This window comes from Serratia sp. LACPHL-BACT-2024-00286 (assembly GCF_043109535.1).
GTDB lineage: Bacteria > Pseudomonadota > Gammaproteobacteria > Enterobacterales > Enterobacteriaceae > Serratia > Serratia sarumanii.
Window position 1 is genome coordinate 1,142,009 of record NZ_JBICNA010000001.1, and the last position, 24,607, is coordinate 1,166,615.

Genomic DNA, 24,607 nt, shown 5'->3' on the forward strand with positions numbered 1-24,607 from the left:
AATTCCCGATTCTTATTCTATTAATTAAAGTGCAGCTAAATGAATACGTTCAACCCACCTCTGGGTGGCGTCTTTGCGGGCTTTCTCTCATACGGCAAGGAATATAAGATGAAAAAAACTCTGATGGCATTGACCTCGGTAGCAACCCTGCTGTGCGCCAACGGCGCGGCTAACGCAGCAGGCACCATTCAAGGCACGCTAGGCGTGACGCTGACCATCGGCGCCGGTTGCGTCGTGGGTGGCGGCAACAGCAGCGGTTCCGTCAACGACTTCGGCTCCATCAGCTTCGGCACTTACTCTTCACTGGCCAACATCATCGACGCCAGCGCCACCGGCGCAGGGGGGGCCGGTACGCTGTCATTGACCTGCACCACCGGCACAGACTACACGGTGGCGCTGGACAACGGGCTCCACGTCACGTCAGGCACCCAACGCCGCATGGCCAGCACGGCAGGCGCATTCATCAGCTATAACCTTTACCAGGATGCCGCGCGCACCACCGCCTGGGGCAGCGGCGCCAACGCGCTGACCGGCACCGGCACCGGCGCCGCCGTTCCGCTGATCGTGTATGGCCGCGTGCCGGCGGCCGGTTCTACCCCAGCGGCGGACACCTATAACGACACCGTCACGATGACGGTTACCTGGTAACGGTGCGGCTCGCACTTTGCTGCGGAGGATTATGGGCGTGCAGCCTGTTGGCGCAGGCCGACAGTAAAACGGCGACCCTCGGCGTCAGCGCGACCTTGCTCAGCGCCTGTGAAGCCGGCAGCAGCTCAGGCGGCAACGTCAGCTTCGGCACGCTGAATTTCGGCACGCTGTATTTTCTCAGCACCGCCACCAGCGTCGCCGGGCAGCAAAACGCCGGCGCCATTCGGGTGAAATGCACCAACGGCACCAGCTACAGCGTTCTGCTTGGCGGCGGGCAAAGCGGCAATACCGCTGCCCGCTACCTGCAAAGCGCGGCCGGCCAACGGGTGAATTACAACCTGTACACCAACGCCGCCCACAGCACCATTTGGGACAATCTGACGGGCGTGTCACAAACCGCCAACGGTTCGGACAACTGGCTGCCGGTCTATGGCATGATTCCGGCGCAGTCCACGCCCCCGACAGGCAGCTACACCGACACGGTACAGGTCACGATCAATTGGTAATGACGATGCGCGCTTCCATTTGCGGTTTGCTGTTCTGCCTGCCGCTTTCCCCGGCTCAAAGCGATACCGGCGTCAACGACTTGACCAAAAGCCAGCCGTTCACCGTCAATGCAACCGTGGTAAAAGGCTGCGTATTAGGCAGCGGCGTCAGCGACGTGACCACCTTCGGCACCCTGAACTTCGGCCAGCTGTCCTCGCTGAGCAACGCGGTCAGCGTCGTCTCCAGCAGCGGCGCCGGTTCGGTGCTGTTTCGCTGCAACCCGGGGCTGAGCGTTACGCTGGCCCTCGGCGTCGGCAATCATGTGACCGGATCCATCGCCGGCGGCAGAAAATTACAAAACGCCGCCACGTCGGAAACGCTGCTGTATCAACTTTATCAAGACAGCAACTACGCCACCCTTTGGGGGGATGGCGCCAACGGCGGTGCGGCGCAGACCGTCGCCGCCACCGGCAGCACGCAAGAAATCAAGGTTTACGCCCGTCTGTTTTCGACCAGTACCCTGCCCACCAGTGGCGTTTACAGCGATACGGTCTTGTTGACGGTCACTTATTAAGTTTTTTTGCAATAAGGATGAGTTATGCGCATACCCTTCCGCCTGCCGTTAACGGCAGCCCTGCTCCTGGCAAGCCAGCAGCACGCCCTGGCCGCGGCCTCCATTCTCATTTGGCCGATCGATCCGGTGATTGAAGATCAACAACAGGCCACCGCGCTGTGGCTGGAAAATCGCGACAGCAAACCGGTCTATATGCAAATTCGCGTGTTGGGTTGGCGGCAAACCGCCGGCAAAGACGATTACAGCAACCAAAGCGACGTGATCGCCAGCCCGCCGGTGGCGTCGATCGCGCCAGGCAAACGCCAGCTGATACGCCTGATCAAACAGTCGGCCCCGGCGGCGGGACAGGAGCGCGCCTACCGCATTTTGGTCGATGAAGTGCCGGTGAAAGAACAATCGTCGGGCGCCGCCCCCGGCGGTGCGGAGATGGGGCTGAAATTCCAGATGCGCTACTCGGTGCCGCTGTTCGTCAGCGGCAAGGGCATTTGGACCAAACAGGACAGCGAAAAACCGCGCGATTACGCGACCGCCAGCCAACCTCAGCTCAGCTATCGTCTACAGCAGCAAAGCAGCGAACGCTGGCTGGAGGTGCGAAATCAAGGCGCAGTGCATGCCCGCATGTCGAAAGTGACGCTGCAAGGCCGCAGCCTGAATCCCGGCCTGATGGGATACGTGCTGCCCGGTTCGCAAATGCGCTTCGCCTTGCCGCCCGCCGGCGGTTTCAGCAGCGGCAAACTGATGGCCACGGTCAATGACAACAAACAGCCCGTAGCCATTCCGTCTTATTGAGGCCCAGGTGCAGCCGACAGGGAGGCTATCGACGCGGCGTTTCAGCCTTAAGCCGCTGGCGTTTGCCATGCTGAGCATGGCGGCCGGCGGCTGGCTGCCGTTTGCGCTCGGCGACGATCTGCCGCCGCCGCCCAGCGCCGTCAGCATGCCGGACACCACGCTGTATCTGGAGCCGGTCGTCAACGGGCGCCAAACCGGCAACGTCGTGCCGGTCAACTACCGCGGCGGCCATTACTACATGACGCCCCAGCAACTGCTCGACGCCGGGCTGCCGGTAGCGGATAAGCAGGCGAAAGAGATCGCCGTCGATCGGCTGGAGAAGGTGGATGTCAGCTACAGCGGCGAGAGCCAGCAGTTGCTGATCAACGTGCCCAACGACTGGTTGCCGCAGCAAACCATCGGCGCCCATTCACCGTTGCAGCGCTTGCCGGCGCAAAGCAGTCTGGGTTTGCTGTTCAACTACGATATCTATGCCAACCAAAGCAACGGCAATGGCCGGCCGGGCTACCTGTCGGCGTGGAGCGAACAGCGGCTGTTCGACGGGTTCGGCGTCATCGCCAACACCGGCATCTACCGCAGCGGGTTTAACGGCGGGCCGAACGACGATGGCGGGCGCTATATTCGATACGACAGCTACTGGCGTTTCAACGACGACCAGCGGATGCTGAATGTGATCGCCGGTGACCTTACCACCGGCTCGCTCCCCTGGAGCAGCGCCGTGCGCATCGGCGGCTTGCAATTGGCGCGCAATTTCGCGGTGCGCCCGGATCTTATCACCTACCCGCTGCCGCAGTTTTCCGGCCAGGCGGCATTGCCCAGCAGCGTCGATTTATACATCAACAGCTATAAAAACAGCACCACCGACATCAATCCCGGGCCGTTCACCCTCAACAGCGTGCCCTACATTAACGGCGCGGGTCAGGCCACCGTCGTCACCACCGACGCCCTCGGCCGCCAGGTCAGCACCACGGTGCCGTTCTACGTGGCCAGCAACCTGCTGCAGACCGGCATGAGCGATTTCAGCATTTCCACCGGTTTGCTGCGGCGCAACTACGGGTTGAGTTCTGCCGATTACGGGCAATGGGTCGGCAGCGCCAGCTTACGTTACGGCGTCACTGATTGGTTAACCCTGGAGGGACGCGCCGAAGGCGCAGCCGAGTTGGCGGTTGGCGGCGCCGGCGCCGACCTTCGCGTCGGGCAATGGGGGGTTCTCAACGCGTCCTACAGCGTCAGCCAGGCCGGCGATGAAGCGTTTAACGGCGGACGGGCGATACAATCCCCCACCTATTACGATCCGCTGACCGGCAGGCCGTTGCAACAGCCGGATCCCCAGCCCGTCTATCGCTACACCGGCAACCACGGCGATCAGAGCAGCTTTGGTTACACCTACAGCAACCAACGTTTCAGCCTCAACGCCCAACGCATCCTGCGCAGCGCCGATTTTGGCGACATTTCCGTGTATAAAAGCGACTACCGCCTGAGCCGTCGCACCGATCAGTTGACCGGCAGCGTCAGCCTGGGCCGGCTCGGCAGCCTCGGCGCCGGTTATTTTGACGTCCGCGACGCCATCGCTCAGCGAACCCGCCTGGTGAACCTGTCCTACAGCGTATCGCTTTGGCGCAACAGCAGCCTGTACGCCTCGCTGAACCGGGAAATCGGCAGCAGCGGTTACAGCGCCCAGCTGCAGCTCTCCATTCCGTTCGACAGCTGGGGCACGGCCAGCTTCAGCGCCGCGCGCGACAACAACAACCGCTGGAGCGAACGCGTCAGCTACAGCCGCGCCGCGCCGACCAATGGCGGTTTCGGCTGGAATCTGGCCTACGCCAATAACCCGAGCGGCGGCGATTACCGCCAGGCCGATCTGACCTGGCGCACCCGCAGACTCGAAGCCCGAGCGGGCGTATACGGCACCCGCGATGAAACCAACCACTGGGGAGAAATCAGCGGTTCGCTGGTGGCGATGAACGGCGGCGTGTACGCCACCAACACCATCAACGATGCCTTTGCGCTGGTGTCCACGCAAGGATACGCCGACATTCCGGTGAGCTATGAGAACCAACCGATCGGCAAGACCGACGCCCAGGGCTATTTACTGGTGCCGACCGTCACCTCTTACTACCATGCGAAATTCCAGATTGATCCGCTCAGCCTGCCCGCCGACGTCGCGCTGCCGACGGTGGAGAAAACCGTCGCCATTCGCGATCACAGCGGTTTTCTGGTTGAGTTCCCCATCCAACCCATCTCCGCCGCCGACGTCGAACTGGTTGACGAGCAAGGCAAACCGTTGGCCAACGGCAGCCAGGTGGCGGTGGTTGGCGGCAATCAGCAAAGCTATGTCGGTTGGGATGGCATGACCTATATCGACCCGGTGCAACAACACAATCGGCTGAGCGTGATCCCGGCCGACGGCGGCCCGCCGTGTCAGGCGGAATTCAGCCTGGCGAAGCCTAAGGGCATCCAGCGCGTCGGCCCGGTTGTCTGCCGCTAATTCAACGACGGAGAGTCACTATGTTTCGGGGATTGAAAGCCTTCTTATTGTTAACCCTCTCGCTGCTGTTCTGTCAGCGCGCATTCGCCGATTGCGCCACCACCAACGGCACCGTCACCTTACCGGGAAGCAGCTCTTTCGTGGTCTACAACGGGCAGATCAACGCCCAGGGCACCGCCGGCCTCAACTGCACCGGCCTCGGGCTATCGCTGCTGTCGCAGAACACCGTCACGGTCAAGGTTGCGTCGACCACCAACGGCATGGCGGTCGCCAACACCGACGGTTCCGGCGATAAAATCGCCTACCTGATCTATCCCGACGCCAACTATCAATATCCCTACAGCATCGGGCAGACCATTGACTACAGTTCACTGAATCTATTGTCGCTGATCCTGATCTCCTCCAACGTCAACTTTCCGCTGTATATCAAAACCACCGCCGGCGCCAACGTGCGTTCGGGCACCTATACCGACACCATCAACCTGATCTGGAACTACCATATCTGCGGCCTCGGCGTGCTCGGCCTGTGCGTTTGGTGGGACGGCGTCAACAAGGCCAGCACGGTCAGCGTCAGCGTCGCCATCACCAAAGACTGCCTGATCGGCACCGCGCCCAACGTCAACTTCGGCAGCATGGCATTGGTCGGGCAGTTCAATCCTGTCAATCAGAGCATCACCCTGACCTGCACCAAAACCGAGGGATACAACACCTATTTCACCAACGGCAATAACCCGGTCTCCGGTTGGCGGCGTATGAAAAGCGGCACCAGCAATTTCATGCAGTATCAGATTTACTTGCCCAATACGACGACCGTTTGGGATAGCACCAACAAACAGAGCGGCGCCGGCACCGGGCTGGCGCAAAGCATCCCGTATAAGGCGGCGGTCAATGCGGCGCAGACGGAAGTGGCGGTCGGCAGCTATCAAGACAATCTCAGTTTTGTGGTGGAATACTAGGCGCGGTGCTTTGCCGTCGTGGAAATTGTTTCCAAAATGTAATTTTTATGTGGCATTTTTTGCTCACTTGGCTATGCTGTTACCGATGGCCGAACTGGTCTAACCTCCTACCACACCATTGAGCAAGGAGTTCCCATGAGCAAAACCGTCGTAAAAATTGGCAGCTTCGAGGTCGATGACGCGCATCTTCACGCCGGCGCCGACCGCGCCGGCACCCTGAGCATTCCCTGCAAGTCCGATCCGGATCTGTGCATGCAGCTGGACGGCTGGGATGAACACACCAGCATTCCGGCGATCCTCGACGGCAAACAGTCACTGCTGTACAAGCAGCACTACGATCGGCAGGCGGACGCCTGGGTGATGCGGCTGGCATGAAAATGCATCAGCACTGCTGACGACGCGCTGTTTTCATCGGAAACAGCGCGTTTTTTTATGTGATGGCGATGCCGCGGCCGGCAAAGAAAGGGGTGAAGCGGCTGAGCGGCAGGTGCACCCGCTCGCGCGTCGCCGGGCTGTCGCCCGAAGGATTGTGGAAGGTCACGCTTTGCGCATCGGCGGCGGTGATCAGCACCAGATGCCCGCCCCGCTGCGGCGGAATGCTCTCCGGCCGGCGAATGGAAGGGTGTACCGAGGCGATAAAGTAGCGGCATTCTTGAAGCAGCGCCGGCACGTCAGCGGCCTCCAGCCCCACCTTCACCTCCGCTTGCAGCGCGAACTGCTCGCGTACGAACTCGACGAACGGCGCGTAAATCAGCCCCTTTATCCGCTCCCCTTCGCGCACATAGGCGCCGTAAGGCAGGCTGCGCCGCGCCAGCTCCAGCAGCGGCGGCGCTTCGCCGTCGCGGTGGCCCAGCACCATTTTCAGACAGGCCATGCCGCACACGTGATTGGCCCACTCGACGTACTCCGCTCGATCGCGGGCGCCGCTGCGCGCCCAATTTTCGTCTTGCGCCAGCGTCGCGCGGCCGGCGATCAGATCGGCGGCCAGCTCCGGGCTGGCCCACTGGCACTCGTAAGGAACGGCGCGCATAAGATTAGAATTTGTCGACGACTTTGAAATTCATCAGCACCAGCGTCATGTCCGGCGAGAACAGATCGTACTCTTCGAAGAAGCGCTGCAGCTCTTTGCGCCAGTGCGCCAGCGAGCGATCGCCCTCGCCTTCGGCAAAGGCGTGCGCTTCATCGACCTGATCGTAAGTTTTCATTTCCACCGCGGTCAGCTCGACCGCGCAGACCGGCTCACCCTTGCCGTCCACCACCAGGAACCGATCGCCGGCCTGCGGGATCCCCTCGCCGTCGAGGTTGGAACAGGTGGCCGTTTTGGTGCCATTGAGGATCAATTGCACCACTTCATCGGCCTGCTGCTCGGTATCGCCGAACGCCCAGCGCTCAAGGTGCTCGTATTTCTGTGGAATTGCCGTCGCCATGATTATACCTTTAGGAAAAATGCATCAATGCAGACAGGATAGTACAACGTATTGCCGGCCGTCTGCATCCGTCGCAAGCGCGACTGCGCGTTCCGCCACCGCCGCCTTTACGCGTTTTTACCGTTCTTCGCTGTGCCTGTCGCGCTGTCGGGCGCATACTGTGAACATTATTCACCCAATGGCGACCGCCAGGCGGCAACATGCGGCAAAATGACATCGATGCTGACGATACCTTCAGCGATTTACTCAACGGCGTCGCGTTAGTGACGCTTTTCCTCATCATCCTCGCCGGTGGATGGTATTTCAGCTAAAGGGGAAACAACGTGGCAACAAAACGCATGGGCGCCAAGCTCAGTAAAATGGTGGTGGTGCTGCTGCTGATCTGCCTGGCGTTGCTGCTGTTGCGTTGGGCGGCGATAGCCTTCGGTTAATCCCGCGAAACGACGCCGGCCAAACGCCGGCGCCCTGCTCACCGCCGCCGCGGCGCGGTCGGCTCCAGCAACTCCCGCAAATAGGCCAAGCGCGCCTCTCCCTGCGGCAACCAGCGGCGACACAGCCAATGCTGCGTTTCACCCGTGCGGCTCAGGCGGTAGTACTCCGCTAAGGTTTCGACCCAGTTCATGATGTTTTCTCCTGCTTTTCGACACCGCAAGTATTGAGCGTAAAAACCAGAAGAAATACTGATGGCTTGTTTTTTATGCTTCCTGTTTTAGGCAGCCGGTAGCGAAGCCGCAGTTCAGCTGCTACATTGGGCAAAAATCAACCAACCGAGGTAGGCCATGACGTTCTCGGAACAGGAGATTAAACCCGTATGGGATGAGGTCGCACGCCTGATCGGCGACGGCGTGATGCAGCTGCGCCATCGCGGCGAAGCGCTGTCGGTGGAAACGCTGGAAAAACATCTGGCGCGGCAGCTGGCGGACAGCAACGATATCGAACGGCGCATCCTGCTCGGCGCCGCCATCAATATGCTGAAAGGCGGAAAATGAATCGCCAACCGAAAAGGTTGGCGATCCGACAGAAGCCCGAGGTATGCAAGCCCGGCCTTCTGCGCGCTACTATGTCACGCTAATATGACGGAATTAATAGGAATTGTCGGGTTTTTGCCCAAAATGCCCTATTTTTGTTGCCTGCATTACGCCAACACGAAATCACCCGCATCCAGCGGCTGCCCCACCACTTTCACCAGGAAATCGCTGCCGGTGTTGAACAGCGTCAGATCGATCTTGTCTTCACCGCGCACGAAGTCGCGGATCCAATCCGCCGGTGGCGGTGAGGAAGTCGCGATCGGTATTGGAATTGAAACCGTAGATCGTATCGCCGATGCGGGTGTGCATGTTGGCGCCGTAGAAATGCGGGATCGCCGTGATGTCGTTGAGCAATGGCCCGGATGAGTACGCGCCTTTAAAGTCCTGCCCGATGTTGCTTTCGCTGAAATAGCTCATCACGCTGTGGGTGCGGCTGTCCTCGAAATAAAAAACCGGGGCAATCCAACCCCGGCTATCCATAAGAAATTCTGGACTCAGACTAACCAACCGAGCAGCAGCGTCGCGCCAATGACCGTGGAAGCGCCGCCGATGCGCGTGGCGATTTGGGCGAACGGCATTAGCCCCATGCGGTTCGATGCCGACAGGATCGCCACGTCACCGGTGCCGCCCAGGCCGCTGTGGCAACAGGTGACGATCGCCGCTTCCACCGGGAACATCTTCAGGTAAGGCGCAATCAGGAAACTGACCAGCCCCATCGACAGCACCACCGAACCGCAGACCACCACATAACCGACCGAGAACACCGCCACCACGCTTTCCAGCGGCACGTACAGCATGCCCAGACCGATCATCAGCGGCCACACCAGCGCGGTGGAGACGAACTTGTAGAAACTGTGCGCGCCGGTCTCCATCGAGGCCGGGATCACCCGGCAGTATTTGCACAGCACCGCGAACAGGATCATCAGCACCGGGCCGGGAATATGCACGATGTGTTCAAACAGGCCGCCGACGATAAAGAAGGCGCAGATCACCAGCAGCCCGCCGCCCATCAGTTGGAAATCGACGTTGCCGCTTTGCTCTTTGATGGCGAACATCGCGTTCTCCTGCGCCGAGCGGATCAGCATGCCGTCGCCGCTCAGCGCCTTGCGCTGCATGCCGATGCGCGCCAGCACCCCGGCGGTCACGATGGCGAAGATGTTGCCCAGCACCGCCGCCGGCGCCAGCTGCGCGACGTAGACGTCCGGCGTCGAGCCCAGGATCGCCGAATAGGCCAGCGACAGCGGTAAAATCCCCTCGCCAATGCCGCCGCCGATGATCGGCACGATGATGAAGAAGAAGGTGTGATAAAAGGTAAAGCCGAACAGCTTGCCCACCAGCAGCCCGGTGATCACCGCCGTCACCGTACCGACCACCAAGGGCACAAACATGCGAATCATCCCCTGAATCAGGATCACCCGGTTCATGCCGAGAATGCTGCCGACCACCAGACTGGCGATGACGAAATAGAGCAGGTTGGCGTCTTTCATCAGCAAATGGACGGTGCCCATGACGTTTGGCTGGAAGACATTGAAATAGACCAACACCGACGGCACCATCAAACACAGAATGGCCGGCCCACCGATATCGCGCAGCACGGGAATGCTTTTTCCCAACTGCGCCAGCGCAAAGCCCAGCGTCATTATCACCGCCAGGCCGCCGATCATATTCTTCGGCAGGAAGTTGGCGTAGGCGGAAATCGCCACGATCGCGCAAATCGTGATAAACAACGCGATCGGTACCGCACCGATATCTATTTGACGAAGTTGATTAATTAATCCTGAGGATTCGGACGATGCCGCATTTTTATCACAGGCCAGTTCTGCATTTATCTGTTTCATTATTCACCCTGCTGACAAGCGTACAGTACGGTTAGATTCACCTGGCGCAACAGTCCTGCCATAGCCAAGCAAAAACAAATGATTACGAAAAATCCTATTGTGGATTTCGCTTTTTCTAATAAGAAATAAAACAGTGGACAGCCCTGACGATATGATAAAAAATAAAAATGCAAAACTAAATTACGCCGGCGAAATTCAATATTGTGACCCTCCGCCAAGGTTGATTTTAATTAATTATCGTCAGCATTTTGTAATTAAAGTAAGCAGGCTTAAATTCGCTGCTATGCTATAGGAGGGCGAAAAATCTCCCTGTTTTATTAATAAAGAACCGGAAACGCATTAGCTGAATCCGGTCAGCTTGATCCGAACCTTAATCCTGCGCGCGGCACCGCACGGGAAAGAGGCATAATATGACTCATAAGGAAGTAGAATATGTCTTCACGCGCTGTTACCCCACAAACCCTCGCTCGCTACGGCATCCATCAGGCCGCCGACATCGTCTATAACCCCAGCTATGAATTGCTGTTCGCCGAAGAGACCCGCGCCGACCTGCCGCCGCTGGAACGCGGCACCCTCACCCAACTCGGTGCGGTCAACGTCGCGACCGGTGAGTTCACCGGCCGTTCGCCGAAGGACAAATACATCGTGCGCGACGACACCACGCGCGATACCGTCTGGTGGTCGGACAACGGCACCGGCAAGAACGACAACCAGCCGCTCTCTCCGGAGGTCTGGCAGCATCTGAAAACGCTGGTGGGCAACCAGCTCTCCGGCAAGCGTTTGTTCGTGGTGGACGCGTTCTGCGGCGCCAACGCCGACACGCGCCTGAAAGTGCGCTTCATCACCGAGGTGGCCTGGCAGGCGCACTTCGTGAAAAACATGTTTATTCGCCCGAGCGACGCCGAACTGGCGGACTTCGAGCCGGACTTCGTGGTGCTGAACGGCGCCAAATGCACCAACCCGGACTGGCAGCAGCAAGGGCTGCATTCGGAGAACTTCGTCGCCTTCAACCTGACGGAACGCATGCAGCTGATCGGCGGCACCTGGTACGGCGGCGAGATGAAGAAAGGCCTGTTCTCGATCATGAACTACCTGCTGCCGCTGAAGGGCATCGCCTCGATGCACTGCTCGGCCAACGTCGGCGAGCAAGGCGACGTGGCGGTGTTCTTCGGCCTATCCGGCACAGGCAAAACCACCCTCTCCACCGATCCGAAGCGCCAGCTGATCGGCGATGACGAGCACGGCTGGGACGACGACGGCGTGTTCAACTTCGAAGGCGGCTGCTACGCCAAGACCATCAAGCTGTCGCCGCAGGCGGAGCCGGAAATCTATCAGGCGATCCGCCGCGATGCGCTGCTGGAAAACGTCACCGTGCTGGCCGACGGCAGCATCGACTTCGACGACGCCAGCAAGACCGAGAACACCCGCGTTTCCTATCCGATTTATCACATCGAGAACATCGTCAAACCGGTGTCCAAAGCCGGCCATGCGCGCAAGATCATCTTCCTGACCGCTGACGCCTTCGGCGTACTGCCGCCGGTATCGCGCCTGACGCCGGAGCAGACCCAGTACCATTTCCTGTCCGGCTTCACCGCCAAGCTGGCCGGCACCGAGCGCGGCATCACCGCGCCGACGCCAACCTTCTCCGCCTGCTTCGGCGCCGCGTTCCTGACGCTGCACCCGACGCAGTACGCCGAAGTGCTGGTGAAACGCATGGAGGCCGCCGGCGCCCAGGCTTACCTGGTCAACACCGGCTGGAACGGCAGCGGCAAACGTATTTCGATCAAGGATACGCGCGGCATTATCGACGCCATTCTGAATGGCGACATTGAGCAGGCCGAGACGTTCACGCTGCCGATCTTCGGGCTGGAGGTGCCGACCGCGCTGCCGGGCGTCGATCCGTCGATCCTCGATCCGCGCAAAACCTACGCCGACGAGTCGCTGTGGCAGGAGAAAGCGCAGGATTTGGCGCAGCGCTTTATCGATAACTTCGCCAAATATACCGTCACCCCGGCGGGTGAAAAATTGGTGAGCGCCGGGCCAAAACGGTAACGGCATTCCCCCGCTCAAGGGCCGATTCGTCGGCCCTTTTTTGTTTTCACTCTTCCGCCATCCACTGCGTTCGCCGATGTTTGCCCCGAATGGTGGCGTATCGACAGCATGCGCTGAGCGCCTCACAGTTCCCGCTGAAATCAATTGATTGTTTTGTCGTATAAATTTAGAACTGACGAACAATAATTCAAAAGTATGGGAACGGGGATGAATCAACAGACTCTCGACGCGCGCCGCTCGCGTCAGGCGTTGCTGGCCGGCTCGGTCGGCAACTTTATCGAATGGTATGAGTTCGGGGTGTACGGGTTCCTGGCCACCGTTATCGCCGCCAATTTTTTCACGCTGCAGGGTGAAAATGAAATCACCAGCCTGATCCTCACCTACGCCGCCTTCGCGCTGGCGTTTTTCTGTCGGCCGATCGGCGCGGTGATATTCGGCCGCATCGGCGATCGCATCGGCCGTCGCCCAACGCTGATTGCGGTTCTGCTGCTGATGACGCTGGCCACCGCGCTGATCGGCGTCATGCCGACCTATGCCTCGATCGGCGTCGCCGCCCCGCTGCTGCTGACGCTGCTGCGCATGTTTCAGGGGCTGTTCGCCGGCGGTGAATTCGGCGGCGCCGTGTCGCTGATGACCGAGTTCGCCCCGAAGGGCAAGCGCGGGCTGTTCGGCGCCTGGCAATCGCTGACCGTCGCGCTCGGCCTGCTGGCCGGGGCCGGGCTGGTGGCGCTGTTGGCCGCGCTGCTCAGCGTGCAGCAGCTGCATGACTGGGGCTGGCGCATTCCGTTCCTGCTGGCGCTGCCGCTGGGCGCCGTGGCGCTGTGGCTGCGGCTAAAGCTCGAGGAAACGCCCACGTTCACCCAGGCGCAGCAACATGCGGAACACGCCGCCGCGCCGCCGGAAGCGAAGCTGGGCGGCGTGGTGAAAACCATTTTGATCGGCATCGGCCGCATGATGGGCTGGTCGGCCGCCGGCTATACCTTCCTGGTGGTGATGCCTTCCTATTTGCAAACCTCATTGCACGCCACCTTCCAGCAGGCGCTGGTGGCGACGGTGCTGGCCAACGTCGGCTTCGCCCTGACCATTCTGCCGGCGGGCATCATCAGCGACAAACTGGGGCGTAAAACGGTGATGCTGACGGCGGTGGCGGCGGTGATCCTGTTCACCTTCCCGCTGCTGCACCTGTTGCAGGATGCGCAGAGTTCACTGTGGGCCAAAGGGCTGGCGGTCATGATCGCCGGCGCAGTGGTCGGCCTGCTGGCCGGCCCCGGCCCGGCGATGCTGGCGGAGATGTTCCCGACCCGGGTGCGCTATACCGGCTTGGGGCTGGCTTACTCGCTGTCCAATGCGGTGTTTTCCGGTTCGGCCGGGCTGATTATCACCGGCCTGATCAAACAGACCGGTAATATCGACATTCCCGCCTACTACGTGGTCGCCACCTCGGTGGTCAGCCTGTTTGCGCTGATGACGCTGCGCCGCGACGACCATCTGCGCTCGCTGAACGAACGTTAATCCTCCGGGGGGCGCATCGCCCCCTTATCAACCCGTGACCTCGATCACAAGGCATAAATGTTAACGTTAACTTTTGTGATTAACATCGCATGCGTGACATCTGCTGGCTTCATCCCTTTACGAGTTAACGTTAACAATAGAGCTAACTTCACTCACCGGGGCCCTACCCATGAACCGCGAAACTAAAAAATATTACGTGCTGCTCAGCGGCCTGCTGTTCTTCTTTTTCTTCACCTGGTCTGCCAGCTTTTCGCTGATCTCGCTGTGGCTGAATCAGAAGATCGGCCTGAAAGGCGCCGAGACCGGCCTGATCTTCTCCGCTATCTCGTTGGTGGCGCTGTGCGCCCAGCCGCTGTACGGGTTTATTCAGGACAAACTTGGGCTGCGCAAGCACCTGCTGCAGTTTCTCGGCGTGATGCTGCTGCTGACCGGCCCGTTCTTTATCTACGTTTACGCCCCGCTGCTGGCCAGCAGCCTGCCGCTCGGCGCGCTGGTCGGCGGGGTATTTATCGGCGCCACCTTCTTCGCCGGCATCGGCGCGCTGGAATCTTATACCGAGCGAGTCAGCCGCATCAGCGGTTTCGAATTCGGCCGCGCCCGCATGTGGGGATCGCTCGGCTGGGCCAGCGCCACCTTTTTGGCCGGTTTTATCTTCAATATCGATCCGAACATCAATTTCTGGCTGGCCTCCGCCGCCGCCGTGGTATTCCTGTTGCTGCTCAGCCAGGTGCGCGAGCTGAAGCCGAACGCCATGGCAGGCCTGGCGTTCGGCAAACCGGAAAATCTGCGGCTGCAGGATGCGCTGGCGCTGCTGCGTATGCCGGGCTTCTGGGCGCTGGTGGTGTTTGTGCTCGGTATCAGCGTGTACAACGTTTTCGATCAGCAATTTTCGGTCTACTTCGCTTCGCAGTTCGCTTCACGCGAACAGGGCAACGAGATGTACGGCTTCCTCAACTCGCTGCAGGTCTTCCTCGAAGCCGGCGGTATGTTCCTGGCGCCGCTGCTGGTGAACCGCATCGGCGCCAAACAGGGGCTGTTGCTGGCCGGTGGCGTGATGGCGCTGCGCATGTTCGGCTCCGGCTTGGTCAGCGGCGCATTGATGATCTCCGCCATGAAACTGCTGCACGCCGTAGAGTTGCCGATCCTGCTGATCGCTATCTTCAAATACATCGCCAGCCGCTTCGACAGCCGCCTCTCCTCAACGCTTTACCTGGTGGGCTTTCAGTTCATCACCCAGGTGATGGCCAGCTTCCTGTCGCCGCTGGCGGGCTACGGTTATGACCGCATCGGCTTTGCCGACACCTATCTGCTGATGGGGTGCGCGGTCGCCGCCACGACGCTTGTTTCCTGTTTCCTGCTGCGCGGCGAACGTTCCGCCGGCGCAACCCCCTTTCAATCCGCCATTAAATCAAGCGAGTCTATCCAATGAACACTGCCTTAGCTCAAGCCGACCATGCGGTCGAGGCCCTGCGCGCAGAGCGCCGAGACGAATACTACCCGCAGTTCCATCTCGCGCCGCCCGCCGGCTGGATCAACGATCCCAACGGCCTGATCTGTATTGACGGCGTCTATCATGCCTTCTTCCAGCATCACCCCTACAGCGAACACTGGGGGCCCATGCACTGGGGGCACGCGACCAGCCGCGATCTGATCCGCTGGCAGCACCAGCCCATCGCCCTGGCGCCCGATGCGCCCTATGACAAAGACGGTTGTTTTTCCGGCTGCGCCGTGGATGACAACGGCGTGCTGACGCTGATTTACACCGGCCACGTGTGGCTGGGCGAGCCCGGCGACGACAGCCAGGTGCGGGAAGTGCAATGTCTGGCCACCAGCGAAGATGGCATACGCTTCGTTAAACATGGGCCGGTGCTGGCCCCGCCGGACGGCATTCAGCATTTCCGCGATCCGAAAGTCTGGCGCGAGAACGGCGAATGGTGGCTGGTGGTCGGCGCCAAAGAAAACGGTCTCGGCCAGGTGCGCCTGTACCGTTCTGCAGACCTGCGCGCCTGGCGCTTCGATCGGGTGCTGGCCGGCGCGCTGGCGGCGCATCAAGGGTATATGTGGGAATGCCCGGATTTCTTCCCGCTGGGGGAACAGCACCTGTTGCTGTTCTCGCCGCAGGGGCTGGCGGCACAGGGCTACCGCTACCGCAATCGCTTCCAGAGCGGCTATCTGCTCGGCCACTGGCGGCCGGACAGCGACTTCAGGGTGACCCAACCCTTCTGCGAGCTGGATGCCGGCCACGATTTCTATGCGCCGCAGACCTTCACCGCCGCCGACGGCCGTCGGTTGCTGTTTGCCTGGATGGATATGTGGGAATCCCCGATGCCCAGCAAAGTGCACCGTTGGGCCGGCGCCCTCACCCTGCCGCGCGAGCTGACGCTGGCTGCCGACGGCAGCGTCCGCATGAACCCGGCGCGTGAACTGGCGGCGCTGCGCCGAGAATCGCACACCTTTTTGGCACAGACGCTGACCAATCAGCATCTGCCGCTGGCGGACGACGTGCAGGAACTCACCCTGACGTTGAGACCGGCCGACAACGACGCCGAGCGTTACGGGCTGGCCATCGGGAATGCGGCGCGCCTGTTCGTCGACAATCAGGCGCACCGGCTGGTGCTGGAACGTTTTCATGACAACCCCGCCCTGTGCACCTGCCGCAGCGTGCCGCTGCCGGAAGGTGACACCCTGTCACTACGGATCTTCATTGACCGCTCATCGCTGGAGATCTTCGTCAATCAGGGCCAGGCCTGCCTGACCAGCCGCATCTACCCGACGGCGGGCGAGCGCCACCTCAGCCTGTTCGCCGAAGGCGGCCGGGCACAGTTCGAGCCCATCACGGGATGGCGGCTGGCAAGCATCTGGGGATAATGGGAATGAGCACCGGGCGCGCAGCGACGCACCCGGTGCGCTTATAACGAACCACGCGCCAATAGCGGGCAAGGCACTTTCACCGTCTCACGCTGCTCCCGCTGCTCAATCACATGCAGCGCCGCAAGGCGGCCCAGCTCGTAATGCGGCAGCTGCACCGTCGTCAATGCCGGCAGGAACAGCTCGCCGGTGCCGACCATATTGTCGTAACCCAGCACCGCCACCTGTTGCGGTATCCGCCATCCTTGCGCCAGCAATACCTGATACACCAGAAAGGCTATCCGATCGTTTCCGCACACCACGACATCGCAATCGCGCCGTCCTGCAGAGAAATGCCGCTCCAGCAGCGCGACGCAGTCGCGATAGCTTTGATCGCCGCCGCTCAGATCGAGATGATACTGCCGCAGCTGTTCAACATCGCGCCCCGCTTCGCGCCAGGCGCGTTCCAGACCGCGGCGGCGCAGGCCCGCCGCCAGCGTATCCGCCGGTAAATGAATGCACAGTGGCGCGCGATAGCCTTTGGCGAGCAGCGTGCGCGTGGCCTCATACTGCCCTTGCTCGTCATCAGGAATGTAGCTGGCGATCGAATGCGCCGGGCTGACGCAGTTGGCCAGCACCAGCTTTTTGTCCAGCAGTTTGGCCGGCAATGTCACCTCGCGCAGCCCCATCGTGGTGAAGATCACCCCATCCGGACGATGCGCCAGCAGCAGATCGACGGTCTGTTCGGCGTTGTCGTCGGCAAACAGGTTGACGACGAAGCTGTTCCAGCCGCGTTCACGCGCGGTTTTCTCGATCGACAGGATCATTTCCACCGAGAACGGGGTCGTGGCGGTGTCCAGCGCCAGCACCCCGAGCGTCTGCACGCGATTTCCGTCACCGCGAATACGCCGCGCCGACAGATCCGGCACGTAGTCCAACTGGTCGATAGCCTGTTTGACGCGGCGGTAGGTTTCCGGCCGCAGCTTGCCGGGTTCATTGATGGCGCGGGACACCGTCATCAACGAGACTCCGGCAAGTTTTGCGACGTCTTTCAGCGAAGCCATGCGCCCTTCTTTATGATTAATGGGGAAAAGTGAATAATCCCATAACCGGGCGCAGGACTCTACTCTGCGTTAGCAGGCTGTGATGTTCGCCCACAGAAGAGCGCCGTCGGCCGTCAGCGGCGCCACTTCACCGCCCGCCGCCGCCGTCCACCAGACGCCCTCGCGCGCCCGCAGGTCGCCGCCCCCCGGCAGCGACCAGACCCCATTCAGCACATACAGCACGCCCGCCCGGTTGGGTGGCAAGGTGACGGGCGCCGTGCTGCGCCGCACCTCGGCCGCCTGCCGGCCGCGGCGCGTCATGATGTTGAAATCCTGACTGGCGCCGCCCAGCAGCGTCGCTTCCAGCGCCACGTCGCCGGAGAACGCGAACGGCTCCCCGACGCGCGCCAATTGATGGTCGATATGCCCGGCGCTGAACAGCCGCACGCCGTCGCCCTCCAGCAAAGTGATCGAGCGGTCGATGCCTGCAAAGGCGGAAAACGGCCCGTCCTGTGCGATGGTGGCGATGCTGGCGCGCCAGTCAAAATCCTGCGCGCCCGGCGGCCAGCTGACGATTTCACGGGTTTCCCCACCGCCGTTGCGCCACGGGCTGACCGGCAGCGCGGCGAAGTTAAAACGGGTCAGGCTCATTACGCCTCCTGCTGAAAGGTTTTCAGCACCTGCAGGAACTCGGCGCCGCTCTGCTGCTGCAGCGCGTGTCGCCCCTGCTCGATCACCTGCCGGCCGCCGACGAACACGTCGCGAATTTGCTCTTTACCGCCGGCGAACAGCCAGCGGTTGAGGATCGAGGCGTCCGGCGCCGCCGCCAGATACGGATCGTCGCCGTCCAGCACCAGCCAGTCGGCGCGATAGCCGCTCTGCAACCGGCCGATCGGCGCGCCGCACGCCTGCGCGCCGCCCTGCAGCGCCTGCAGGTACAGCACATCGCCCACCGCCGACTGTTCCGGCGTCGTCAGACGGTTGCGGCGCTGATCGCGCAGCCGCTGGCCGTATTCAAACCAGCGCAGCTCTTCCACCACGTTGAGCGAAACGTGGCTGTCGGAACCGATGCCCCAGCGCCCCTGCTGCTGCAGGTAAGCGTCGCCGGGGAAGATGCCGTCGCCGAGGTTGGCTTCGGTGGTCAGGCACAGCCCGGCCACCGCGCGGCTGCGCGCCAGCGCTTCCAGCTCGTCGCGATCCAGATGGGTGGCATGCACCAGGCACCAACGCTGATCGACCGGCAACTGGTCATACAGCCAGGCCACCGGGCGCTGCCCGCTCCACGCCAGGCAGTCGTTCACCTCTTTTTGCTGCTCGGCGATGTGAATATGCACCGGCAAAGTGCGATCCGACGCGGCCAAAATCTGCTGCATCTGGCCCAGCTCCACCGCACGCAGCGAATGGAAGCACAACCCCTGATTCTGCAACGGACGATCCACCAGCTGGCGGGCAATCACCTGCTGCTGGTGCAGATAGCTTTCGGTATCCTGGATAAAACGTTTCTGCCCCGGCTGCGCCGGCTGCGCGCCGAAACCGGCGTAGCTGTACAGCACCGGCAGCATCGTCATGCCGATGCCAGCCTGATGCGCGGCCTCGCTGAGGCGGCCGGTCATCTCACCGCGATCGGCGTAAGGCTTGCCGTCGGCGTCGTGATGCAGATAATGGAATTCGGCCACCTGGGTGTATCCGCCCTTGAGCATTTCGATATACAGTTGACGGGCGACTACCTCCACCTGCTCCGGCGTCAGGCGCTGCACCAGGCGGTACATCAGATCGCGCCAGGTCCAGAAGCTGTCCTGCGGGTTGCCCGCCACTTCCGCCAGCCCGGCCATCGCGCGCTGGAAAGCGTGGGAGTGCAGGTTCGGCATGCCCGGCACCGCGTCGCCGTGCAGCCGGGTGCAGCCTTGCGGCTCAGCGTCGGCGGTAACTTGAGTCAGATAACCTTGCGCATCGACGTCCAGCCGGACGTTATGCGCCCAGCCCTCAGGGAGCAAAGCGCGTGGGGCAAAATAAGCAGGCATGGCAGTATTCCACTGTTGGTGTAACGGCGAATGAGGCGCGGCGATGGCGCGCCTTCGGGAATTTTTGGCGGCCGCCGGCAAGTTTCTGGCGCGACGGCCACTAGTTGTATATACATATACATACGCCGACATCAACAGTAAACTGGTGTTATTATTTTTTTATTTGACGAGGTTAACGTCGTGGCTGAACAACAGACCGTGTTACAACTGGCGGCTGCAATGAGCGATGCCCCCGCCCCGATCTACCAACGGGTCAAACAGGCGATCGTGAATCAAATCCGTGCGGGGCATTGGCAACCGCACCAGCGCGTGCCCTCCGAAAGTGAACTGGTGGCGGAACTGGGCGTCAGCCGCATGACCATCAACCGCGCGCTGCGCGAGCTGACCAGCGAAGGCTTTTTGATCCGCATGCAGGGCGTCGGCACCTTCGTCGCCGAAGCCAAGGCGCATACCGCGCTGCTGGAAGTGCACAACATCGCCGATGAGATCGCCGCGCGCGGTCATCGCCACAGCAGCAAAATCCTCGAGCTGAAGGCCCGTGCGGCCAGCGAGGAAGAAGCGACGGCGCTGGGCATTCAACCCGGCCAACGGCTGTTCTACTCGCAGATCGTGCATTACGAAAACGACGTGCCGGTGCAGGTGGAAGACCGCTGCGTCAACCCGCTGGTGGCGCCGGACTACCTGAAGCAGGATTTCGATCGCGTTACGCCTTACACCTACCTGACGCAGGCCGCGCCGCTGACCGCCGGCGAACACATCGTCGAAGCGGTGATCCCCACCCGGCGCGAGCGCGAGCTGCTGCAGCTGGAGGACCACGAACCCGGCCTGCTGATCCATCGCCGCACCTGGTCCGGCAAAACCGTGGTGACCTCGGCCCGGCTGCTGTACCCCGGCAGCCGTTATCAACTGTTCGGCCGCTTCACCAGCGAAGTCTGATCCCCGGCGGGCGCGCCCTGCGCCCGCATCTCCGCTATCGATCACATCCTGATAACAAAATTTCGCCCGCCTCTTGTGACATCCCGATGAATGCGTTAGGTTGTTTTTAATTGTATATACAACCATGTGGGAGCTGCGGCTCCGGCGGAGGAAAGCAATGACGTCTGAGATTCACTGTGACAGCCTGTGGCACGGCGCCGATATCGTCACCATGCGCGACGGCAAGTATCACACCCTGACCGACGGCGCGATCGCCGTGCGCGACGGCAAGATCGTCTGGATTGGCGAACATGCGGCGCTGCCGTCCGGCCTGATCGCGGACGAAACGGTGAAATTCGACGGCGGAATCATCACCCCCGGTTTTGTTGACTGCCACACGCACCTGGTGTTCGGCGGCAATCGCAGCGGCGAGTTCGAACAGCGGCTGAACGGCGTGAGCTACGCCGAGATCGCCGCGCAGGGCGGCGGCATCATTTCCACGGTGAAAGCCACCCGCGCGGCCGACGAAGCGCTGCTGCTGGAGCAGGCGCTGTTCCGCCTGCGGCCGCTGCTGGCGGAAGGCGTCACCTGCGTGGAGATCAAATCCGGTTACGGCCTCAGCCCGGAAAGCGAACTGAAGATGCTGCGGGTGGCGCGCAAGTTGGGCGAGCTGTTGCCGGTCGAGGTGAAAACCACCTGTCTGGCGGCCCATGCGCTGCCGCCGGAATACGCCAACCGCGCCGACGACTACATCAATCTGGTCTGCGACACCATCATCCCGCAGGCGGCGGCAGCCGGCCTGGCAGATGCGGTTGACGCCTTCTGCGAACATCTGGCGTTCTCGCCGGCGCAGGTGGAGCGGGTCTTCGCCGCCGCCGAAGCCGCCGGTTTGCCGGTCAAGCTGCACGCCGAGCAGCTCTCCGCCCTCGGCGGCAGCACGCTGGCGGCACGCCATCACGCGCTATCCGCCGACCATCTCGAATACGCCACCGAACAAGATGCCCGCGCCATGGGCGATGCCGGCACCGTGGCGGTGCTGCTGCCCGGCGCCTATTACCTGCTGCGCGAAACCCAGTGCCCGCCGGTGGAGCTGTTCCGCAAGCACCAGGTGGCGATGGCGATCGCCAGCGACGCCAACCCCGGCACCTCGCCGGCGCTGTCGCTGCGCCTGATGATCAACATGGCCTGCACGCTGTTCCGCCTGACGCCGGAAGAAGCGTTGGCGGGCGTCACCACCCACGCCGCCAAAGCGCTGGGGCTGCAACACAGCCACGGCACGCTGGAAACCGGCAAGGTGGCGGACTTCGTTCACTGGCCGCTGTCGCGGCCGGCGGAACTGGCTTATTGGTTGGGCGGTCAGCTGCCCTGTACGGTGATTTTCCGAGGAGAAGTACGTCAATGACCATTCGCGATCCTTTTAGCTTCCAGACCGGCAGCCTGCCGCTGCTGATCAGCATCCCGCACGCCGGCACGCAACTGACGCCGGCGGTCGAAGCCGGGCTGACCGACGACGCCCGCCCGCTGCCCGATACCGACTGGCACATACCACAGCTGTACGAGTTCGCCCGGGCGATGGGCGCCAGCGTGCTGGTCGGCAACTATTCGCGCTTCGTCATCGATCTGAACCGCCCGGCGGACGACAAGCCGCTGTACACCACCGCCACCACCGGTCTGTATCCCGACGTGCTGTTCGACGGCCGCCCAAGCTTCCTGCCGGGCAAAGCGCCGACGGACGCAGAGCGCGCCGGCTATCTGCAGCAAATTTGGCAACCTTATCATCAGCAACTGCAAGACGAACTGGCGCGCCTCAAAGCGCGGCACGGCTATGCGCTGCTGTTCGACGCGCACTCCATCGCCTCGGTGATCCCGCGGCTGTTCGAGGGCAAGCTGCCGGATCTCAATCTCGGCACCAACGGCGGCGAAAGCTGCGCCCAGGCGCTGAGCGATCGGCTGGTCGCCTGCTGCGAGCAGCAACAGCAGTACACCCACGTGCTGAACGGCCGCTTCAAAGGCGGTTACATCACCCGCGCCTACGGCCAGCCGCAGCAGCAACAGCATGCGATCCAGCTTGAGCTGGCGCAGGTGAACTACATGTCCGAACAGTATCCTTACGCGTTCGAACCGCAGCGCGCTGCCTCGCTGCAGCGCCTGCTCAAGCAGATGATTGAAGGCCTGTTGGACGGCGCCGCCAGACTCAACTGATCCCCTTTGCAGGCGCCGCCGGGCGCCTGTCTCTCCCCCTGCCTTTAACCGCATCGTCAGCCGCGTTCTGCGCGCCATATCAAAGTTTCGCGTGATTCCCCACCGACTGGTCTAAACAGCGCACAAAACAGCGGCCGACGAAAAACGCACTGCGCCACAATCAGCCGAAAAGCCCGCGCTCCTCGTCAGCGCCGGGCGGCGTGTGGCCGAGCTGGCCCGTTTCGAACCATCACTCTGGAGGCCCTATGTCTGTAACACCGTTAAACTGGCGCGCTGCCGGCGCCGTTGCCGAACAATTGCTGGCCGGCTGGCAACGGCATGGCGAACCCGGCGGCGCCATCACCCTGTTTGACGCCGAACAACTCCGCGCCACCGCCTGCGCCGGCCTGGCCGATCTGGCGCAGAATACCCCCTTCACCGCCGACAGCGTGGTGCGCTACGCCTCAGTGACCAAGCACATCTTTGCCGCGCTGGCGCTGAACGCCACCGGCAGCGCCATTCGGCTCGAACAGCGCCTGGGCGAACTGCTGCCCGCCCTGCAGCCTGCGCTGGCGGACGTCACCGTCGGCCAGGCGCTGGACATGACCGGCGGCCTGCCCGACGTGCGCGAAACGCTCGGCCTGCTCGGCATCTCGCTGCACGCCGTCAGCGAGGCGCAGCCGGTGATGCAGTTTGTCGAGGGGTTGGAAAGATTGAACTACGAAGCCGGCAGCGAGATCGCCTACAGCAATACCGGCTATCGGCTGCTGGAGGCCGCGCTGCGCAGCAAAGGGTATGATTTCGACCAACTGGTGCAACAGCACATCGCCCGGCCGCTGCAGGTGCAGATGCGGGCGCCGGAAAGCTGGTTCGACGTGGTGCCGGGGTTGGTGCCGGGTTACTGGCGAGCGCCGCAGGGCTGGCAACACGCCAGCGCCGGCCTGCACCTTTCCGCTTCCGGCAGCCTGACCGGCAGCCTCAACGCCCTCACCCGCTGGCTGCAGACGCTGCTGGCCGACGAAGGCCCCGGCCAGGGCGTGCTGGCGCAACTCGGCGCACCGCGCCACCTCAATCAGGGCCAGCTCAGCGCCTATGGCCTGGGGCTGGCGCAAACCCCGCTGGGCCGCCGGCGCTTGCTCGGCCACGGCGGCTCCCACGCCGGTTACAAAACCTATTTCCTGCTGGCGCCCGATCGCCAGGCCGGCGTCGCGCTGGTGGCCAACCGCGAAGACTGCGACAGTTTCGGTATGGCTTTGCAGGTGATGGCGGCGCTGCTGGGTGAACCACTGCCGCAGCGCAGCATGGCGATCCCCGACGGCCTTTACGCCACGCCGGCGGAACCGCACTGGCTGGAGGTCAAAGACGGCAACCTGGCCTATCTGGGCAGCGGTGAACCGCTGTATCAGGGCGAGGACGGGTACGCGGTGTCGCTGTCCGCCCATATGCCAATCAAATTGAAGTGGACCGGCGAAGCGGTCGAGGGTGAAGTCGGGCATGTGGCGCGCCGTTTTCTGCCGGTCACGGCCAACGGCGACTGCCTGAAGCATGTGCAGGGACTGTGGTATCACCCGCACTATCGCACCGCCTTTGAAATTCGCGGCGATCGGGTGCATATCGGCGTCGGCCCGGCGGCGCAGACCGGGACGCTCAGCCCGCTCGGCCAGGGCCGCATGCTGGTGGAGTGCCAGGACGGCCCGTGGTTAAAACGCTTTTGCCTCTATTTCCGCGGTTACAACGTGGATCTCATCGCCAACCGCAGCCGGATGCTGACCTTCCGCCGCAGCACCGTCGGCCGCGACTGA

General features: G+C 62.0%; 24 protein-coding genes and 1 pseudogene. 17 read left to right on the forward strand and 8 right to left on the reverse strand.

Going from position 1 to position 24,607, the window contains the following annotated elements; translation table 11 throughout:
- Window positions 1–108: 108 nt before the first annotated feature.
- The 7 genes from ACF8MC_RS05370 to ACF8MC_RS05400 all read left to right on the forward strand — a co-directional run bounded on the left by ACF8MC_RS05370 (window position 109) and on the right by ACF8MC_RS05400 (window position 6,316).
- A complete protein-coding gene (locus ACF8MC_RS05370) occupies window positions 109–648 on the forward strand; it encodes a spore coat U domain-containing protein (protein ID WP_033638282.1) in 540 nt (179 codons plus the stop codon).
- A 2-nt stretch (window positions 649–650) separates the two neighbouring features.
- Complete coding sequence (locus ACF8MC_RS05375) at window positions 651–1,154, forward strand: spore coat U domain-containing protein (protein ID WP_071998115.1); 504 nt, start codon at window positions 651–653, stop codon at window positions 1,152–1,154.
- Window positions 1,154–1,708, forward strand: coding sequence for a spore coat U domain-containing protein (locus ACF8MC_RS05380; protein ID WP_033646335.1), 555 nt, complete (start codon window positions 1,154–1,156; stop codon window positions 1,706–1,708). The genes ACF8MC_RS05375 and ACF8MC_RS05380 overlap by 1 nt, the downstream gene beginning before the upstream one ends.
- Window positions 1,709–1,732: 24 nt before the next feature.
- Window positions 1,733–2,497, forward strand: coding sequence for a molecular chaperone (locus ACF8MC_RS05385; protein WP_033653896.1), 765 nt, complete (start codon window positions 1,733–1,735; stop codon window positions 2,495–2,497).
- A 67-nt stretch (window positions 2,498–2,564) separates the two neighbouring features.
- Complete coding sequence (locus ACF8MC_RS05390) at window positions 2,565–4,985, forward strand: fimbria/pilus outer membrane usher protein (protein WP_204350884.1); 2,421 nt, start codon at window positions 2,565–2,567, stop codon at window positions 4,983–4,985.
- Window positions 4,986–5,005: 20 nt separating this feature from the next.
- Entirely contained in the window at window positions 5,006–5,941 is a 936-nt protein-coding gene (locus tag ACF8MC_RS05395) for a spore coat protein U domain-containing protein (RefSeq protein WP_049234232.1), read from the forward strand.
- A gap of 135 nt (window positions 5,942–6,076) precedes the next feature.
- Window positions 6,077–6,316 carry a DUF1480 family protein gene (locus ACF8MC_RS05400; protein WP_004931517.1) on the forward strand — a complete coding sequence of 80 codons (240 nt, stop codon included), beginning with the start codon at window positions 6,077–6,079 and terminating at the stop codon, window positions 6,314–6,316.
- Between the two features lie 55 nt (window positions 6,317–6,371).
- Here ACF8MC_RS05400 and ACF8MC_RS05405 read toward each other — a convergent pair whose 3' ends face one another.
- Window positions 6,372–6,971 (reverse strand): hypothetical protein, encoded by a 600-nt coding sequence (locus tag ACF8MC_RS05405; RefSeq protein ID WP_164105100.1) that lies wholly within the window; start codon window positions 6,969–6,971, stop codon window positions 6,372–6,374.
- A gap of 4 nt (window positions 6,972–6,975) precedes the next feature.
- Window positions 6,976–7,368 carry an ASCH domain-containing protein gene (locus ACF8MC_RS05410; protein WP_033638276.1) on the reverse strand — a complete coding sequence of 131 codons (393 nt, stop codon included), beginning with the start codon at window positions 7,366–7,368 and terminating at the stop codon, window positions 6,976–6,978.
- Between the two features lie 338 nt (window positions 7,369–7,706).
- Between ACF8MC_RS05410 and yniD the strand changes: the two genes are divergently transcribed.
- Window positions 7,707–7,799 carry a small membrane protein YniD gene (gene yniD / locus ACF8MC_RS05415; RefSeq protein WP_223307179.1) on the forward strand — a complete coding sequence of 31 codons (93 nt, stop codon included), beginning with the start codon at window positions 7,707–7,709 and terminating at the stop codon, window positions 7,797–7,799.
- 38 nt (window positions 7,800–7,837) lie between these two features.
- Here the strand turns inward: yniD and ACF8MC_RS05420 are convergent, their stop codons facing one another.
- Window positions 7,838–7,990 carry a hypothetical protein gene (locus ACF8MC_RS05420; RefSeq protein ID WP_164070495.1) on the reverse strand — a complete coding sequence of 51 codons (153 nt, stop codon included), beginning with the start codon at window positions 7,988–7,990 and terminating at the stop codon, window positions 7,838–7,840.
- Window positions 7,991–8,147: 157 nt separating this feature from the next.
- On the opposite strand from ACF8MC_RS05420, the gene ACF8MC_RS05425 reads away from it, so the two are divergent.
- Window positions 8,148–8,357: a hypothetical protein gene (locus ACF8MC_RS05425; RefSeq protein ID WP_004931526.1), complete on the forward strand. Its 210-nt coding sequence runs from the start codon at window positions 8,148–8,150 to the stop codon at window positions 8,355–8,357.
- Between the two features lie 276 nt (window positions 8,358–8,633).
- On the opposite strand, the pseudogene ACF8MC_RS05430 reads toward ACF8MC_RS05425, so the two are convergent.
- Window positions 8,634–8,843 (reverse strand): annotated as a pseudogene (locus ACF8MC_RS05430) (M10 family metallopeptidase C-terminal domain-containing protein); the annotation flags it as partial.
- Window positions 8,844–8,890: 47 nt separating this feature from the next.
- Window positions 8,891–10,234, reverse strand: coding sequence for a 2-hydroxycarboxylate transporter family protein (locus tag ACF8MC_RS05435; RefSeq protein WP_033638272.1), 1,344 nt, complete (start codon window positions 10,232–10,234; stop codon window positions 8,891–8,893).
- A gap of 432 nt (window positions 10,235–10,666) precedes the next feature.
- Between ACF8MC_RS05435 and pckA the strand changes: the two genes are divergently transcribed.
- From pckA to ACF8MC_RS05455, 4 genes are all read left to right on the forward strand, one after another.
- On the forward strand, window positions 10,667–12,286 hold the full coding sequence (gene pckA, locus ACF8MC_RS05440) for a phosphoenolpyruvate carboxykinase (ATP) (protein ID WP_060420771.1): 1,620 nt from the start codon (window positions 10,667–10,669) through the stop codon (window positions 12,284–12,286).
- 207 nt (window positions 12,287–12,493) lie between these two features.
- A complete protein-coding gene (locus ACF8MC_RS05445; RefSeq protein ID WP_049233856.1) occupies window positions 12,494–13,798 on the forward strand; it encodes an MFS transporter in 1,305 nt (434 codons plus the stop codon).
- A 169-nt stretch (window positions 13,799–13,967) separates the two neighbouring features.
- Window positions 13,968–15,227: an MFS transporter gene (locus ACF8MC_RS05450; RefSeq protein ID WP_049211479.1), complete on the forward strand. Its 1,260-nt coding sequence runs from the start codon at window positions 13,968–13,970 to the stop codon at window positions 15,225–15,227.
- A complete protein-coding gene (locus ACF8MC_RS05455; RefSeq protein WP_041034809.1) occupies window positions 15,224–16,666 on the forward strand; it encodes a glycoside hydrolase family 32 protein in 1,443 nt (480 codons plus the stop codon). The genes ACF8MC_RS05450 and ACF8MC_RS05455 overlap by 4 nt, the downstream gene beginning before the upstream one ends.
- A gap of 41 nt (window positions 16,667–16,707) precedes the next feature.
- Here the strand turns inward: ACF8MC_RS05455 and ACF8MC_RS05460 are convergent, their stop codons facing one another.
- From ACF8MC_RS05460 to ACF8MC_RS05470, 3 genes are all read right to left on the reverse strand, one after another.
- Window positions 16,708–17,709 (reverse strand): LacI family DNA-binding transcriptional regulator, encoded by a 1,002-nt coding sequence (locus ACF8MC_RS05460; RefSeq protein ID WP_164105099.1) that lies wholly within the window; start codon window positions 17,707–17,709, stop codon window positions 16,708–16,710.
- Between the two features lie 69 nt (window positions 17,710–17,778).
- A complete protein-coding gene (locus tag ACF8MC_RS05465) occupies window positions 17,779–18,339 on the reverse strand; it encodes a HutD family protein (RefSeq protein WP_060427698.1) in 561 nt (186 codons plus the stop codon).
- Window positions 18,339–19,709, reverse strand: a complete 1,371-nt coding sequence (locus ACF8MC_RS05470) for a formimidoylglutamate deiminase (protein WP_164105098.1) — start codon at window positions 19,707–19,709, stop codon at window positions 18,339–18,341. Before ACF8MC_RS05470 ends, ACF8MC_RS05465 begins: the two co-directional genes overlap by 1 nt.
- Before the next feature lie 180 nt (window positions 19,710–19,889).
- Here ACF8MC_RS05470 and hutC point away from each other — a divergent pair, with 180 nt between their 5' ends.
- From hutC to ACF8MC_RS05490, 4 genes are all read left to right on the forward strand, one after another.
- A complete protein-coding gene (hutC, locus tag ACF8MC_RS05475) occupies window positions 19,890–20,645 on the forward strand; it encodes a histidine utilization repressor (protein WP_033646346.1) in 756 nt (251 codons plus the stop codon).
- 157 nt (window positions 20,646–20,802) lie between these two features.
- Complete coding sequence (gene hutI, locus ACF8MC_RS05480; protein WP_033646347.1) at window positions 20,803–22,026, forward strand: imidazolonepropionase; 1,224 nt, start codon at window positions 20,803–20,805, stop codon at window positions 22,024–22,026.
- Window positions 22,023–22,826 (forward strand): N-formylglutamate deformylase, encoded by an 804-nt coding sequence (hutG, locus tag ACF8MC_RS05485; protein WP_033646348.1) that lies wholly within the window; start codon window positions 22,023–22,025, stop codon window positions 22,824–22,826. Before hutI ends, hutG begins: the two co-directional genes overlap by 4 nt.
- 245 nt (window positions 22,827–23,071) lie before the next feature.
- The gene (locus tag ACF8MC_RS05490; protein ID WP_164105097.1) at window positions 23,072–24,607 is read left to right on the forward strand and encodes a serine hydrolase; all 1,536 of its coding nucleotides are present in this window, start codon (window positions 23,072–23,074) and stop codon (window positions 24,605–24,607) included.

Bases quoted from the DNA above. Each gene is read 5' to 3' on its own strand.
- ACF8MC_RS05470 (WP_164105098.1), bottom strand. From the start codon at position 19,709: ATGCCTGCTTATTTTGCCCCACGCGCTTTGCTCCCTGAGGGCTGGGCG.
- ACF8MC_RS05390 (WP_204350884.1), top strand. From the start codon at position 2,565: ATGCTGAGCATGGCGGCCGGCGGCTGGCTGCCGTTTGCGCTCGGCGAC.
- ACF8MC_RS05450 (WP_049211479.1), top strand. From the start codon at position 13,968: ATGAACCGCGAAACTAAAAAATATTACGTGCTGCTCAGCGGCCTGCTG.
- ACF8MC_RS05465 (WP_060427698.1), bottom strand. From the start codon at position 18,339: ATGAGCCTGACCCGTTTTAACTTCGCCGCGCTGCCGGTCAGCCCGTGG.
- ACF8MC_RS05420 (WP_164070495.1), bottom strand. From the start codon at position 7,990: ATGAACTGGGTCGAAACCTTAGCGGAGTACTACCGCCTGAGCCGCACG.
- ACF8MC_RS05455 (WP_041034809.1), top strand. From the start codon at position 15,224: ATGAACACTGCCTTAGCTCAAGCCGACCATGCGGTCGAGGCCCTGCGC.
- yniD (WP_223307179.1), top strand. From the start codon at position 7,707: ATGGGCGCCAAGCTCAGTAAAATGGTGGTGGTGCTGCTGCTGATCTGC.
- ACF8MC_RS05395 (WP_049234232.1), top strand. From the start codon at position 5,006: ATGTTTCGGGGATTGAAAGCCTTCTTATTGTTAACCCTCTCGCTGCTG.
- ACF8MC_RS05410 (WP_033638276.1), bottom strand. From the start codon at position 7,368: ATGGCGACGGCAATTCCACAGAAATACGAGCACCTTGAGCGCTGGGCG.
- ACF8MC_RS05405 (WP_164105100.1), bottom strand. From the start codon at position 6,971: ATGCGCGCCGTTCCTTACGAGTGCCAGTGGGCCAGCCCGGAGCTGGCC.
- hutG (WP_033646348.1), top strand. From the start codon at position 22,023: ATGACCATTCGCGATCCTTTTAGCTTCCAGACCGGCAGCCTGCCGCTG.
- ACF8MC_RS05370 (WP_033638282.1), top strand. From the start codon at position 109: ATGAAAAAAACTCTGATGGCATTGACCTCGGTAGCAACCCTGCTGTGC.
- pckA (WP_060420771.1), top strand. From the start codon at position 10,667: ATGTCTTCACGCGCTGTTACCCCACAAACCCTCGCTCGCTACGGCATC.
- ACF8MC_RS05435 (WP_033638272.1), bottom strand. From the start codon at position 10,234: ATGAAACAGATAAATGCAGAACTGGCCTGTGATAAAAATGCGGCATCG.
- ACF8MC_RS05490 (WP_164105097.1), top strand. From the start codon at position 23,072: ATGTCTGTAACACCGTTAAACTGGCGCGCTGCCGGCGCCGTTGCCGAA.
- ACF8MC_RS05385 (WP_033653896.1), top strand. From the start codon at position 1,733: ATGCGCATACCCTTCCGCCTGCCGTTAACGGCAGCCCTGCTCCTGGCA.
- hutI (WP_033646347.1), top strand. From the start codon at position 20,803: ATGACGTCTGAGATTCACTGTGACAGCCTGTGGCACGGCGCCGATATC.
- ACF8MC_RS05425 (WP_004931526.1), top strand. From the start codon at position 8,148: ATGACGTTCTCGGAACAGGAGATTAAACCCGTATGGGATGAGGTCGCA.
- ACF8MC_RS05380 (WP_033646335.1), top strand. From the start codon at position 1,154: ATGACGATGCGCGCTTCCATTTGCGGTTTGCTGTTCTGCCTGCCGCTT.
- ACF8MC_RS05400 (WP_004931517.1), top strand. From the start codon at position 6,077: ATGAGCAAAACCGTCGTAAAAATTGGCAGCTTCGAGGTCGATGACGCG.
- ACF8MC_RS05460 (WP_164105099.1), bottom strand. From the start codon at position 17,709: ATGGCTTCGCTGAAAGACGTCGCAAAACTTGCCGGAGTCTCGTTGATG.
- ACF8MC_RS05445 (WP_049233856.1), top strand. From the start codon at position 12,494: ATGAATCAACAGACTCTCGACGCGCGCCGCTCGCGTCAGGCGTTGCTG.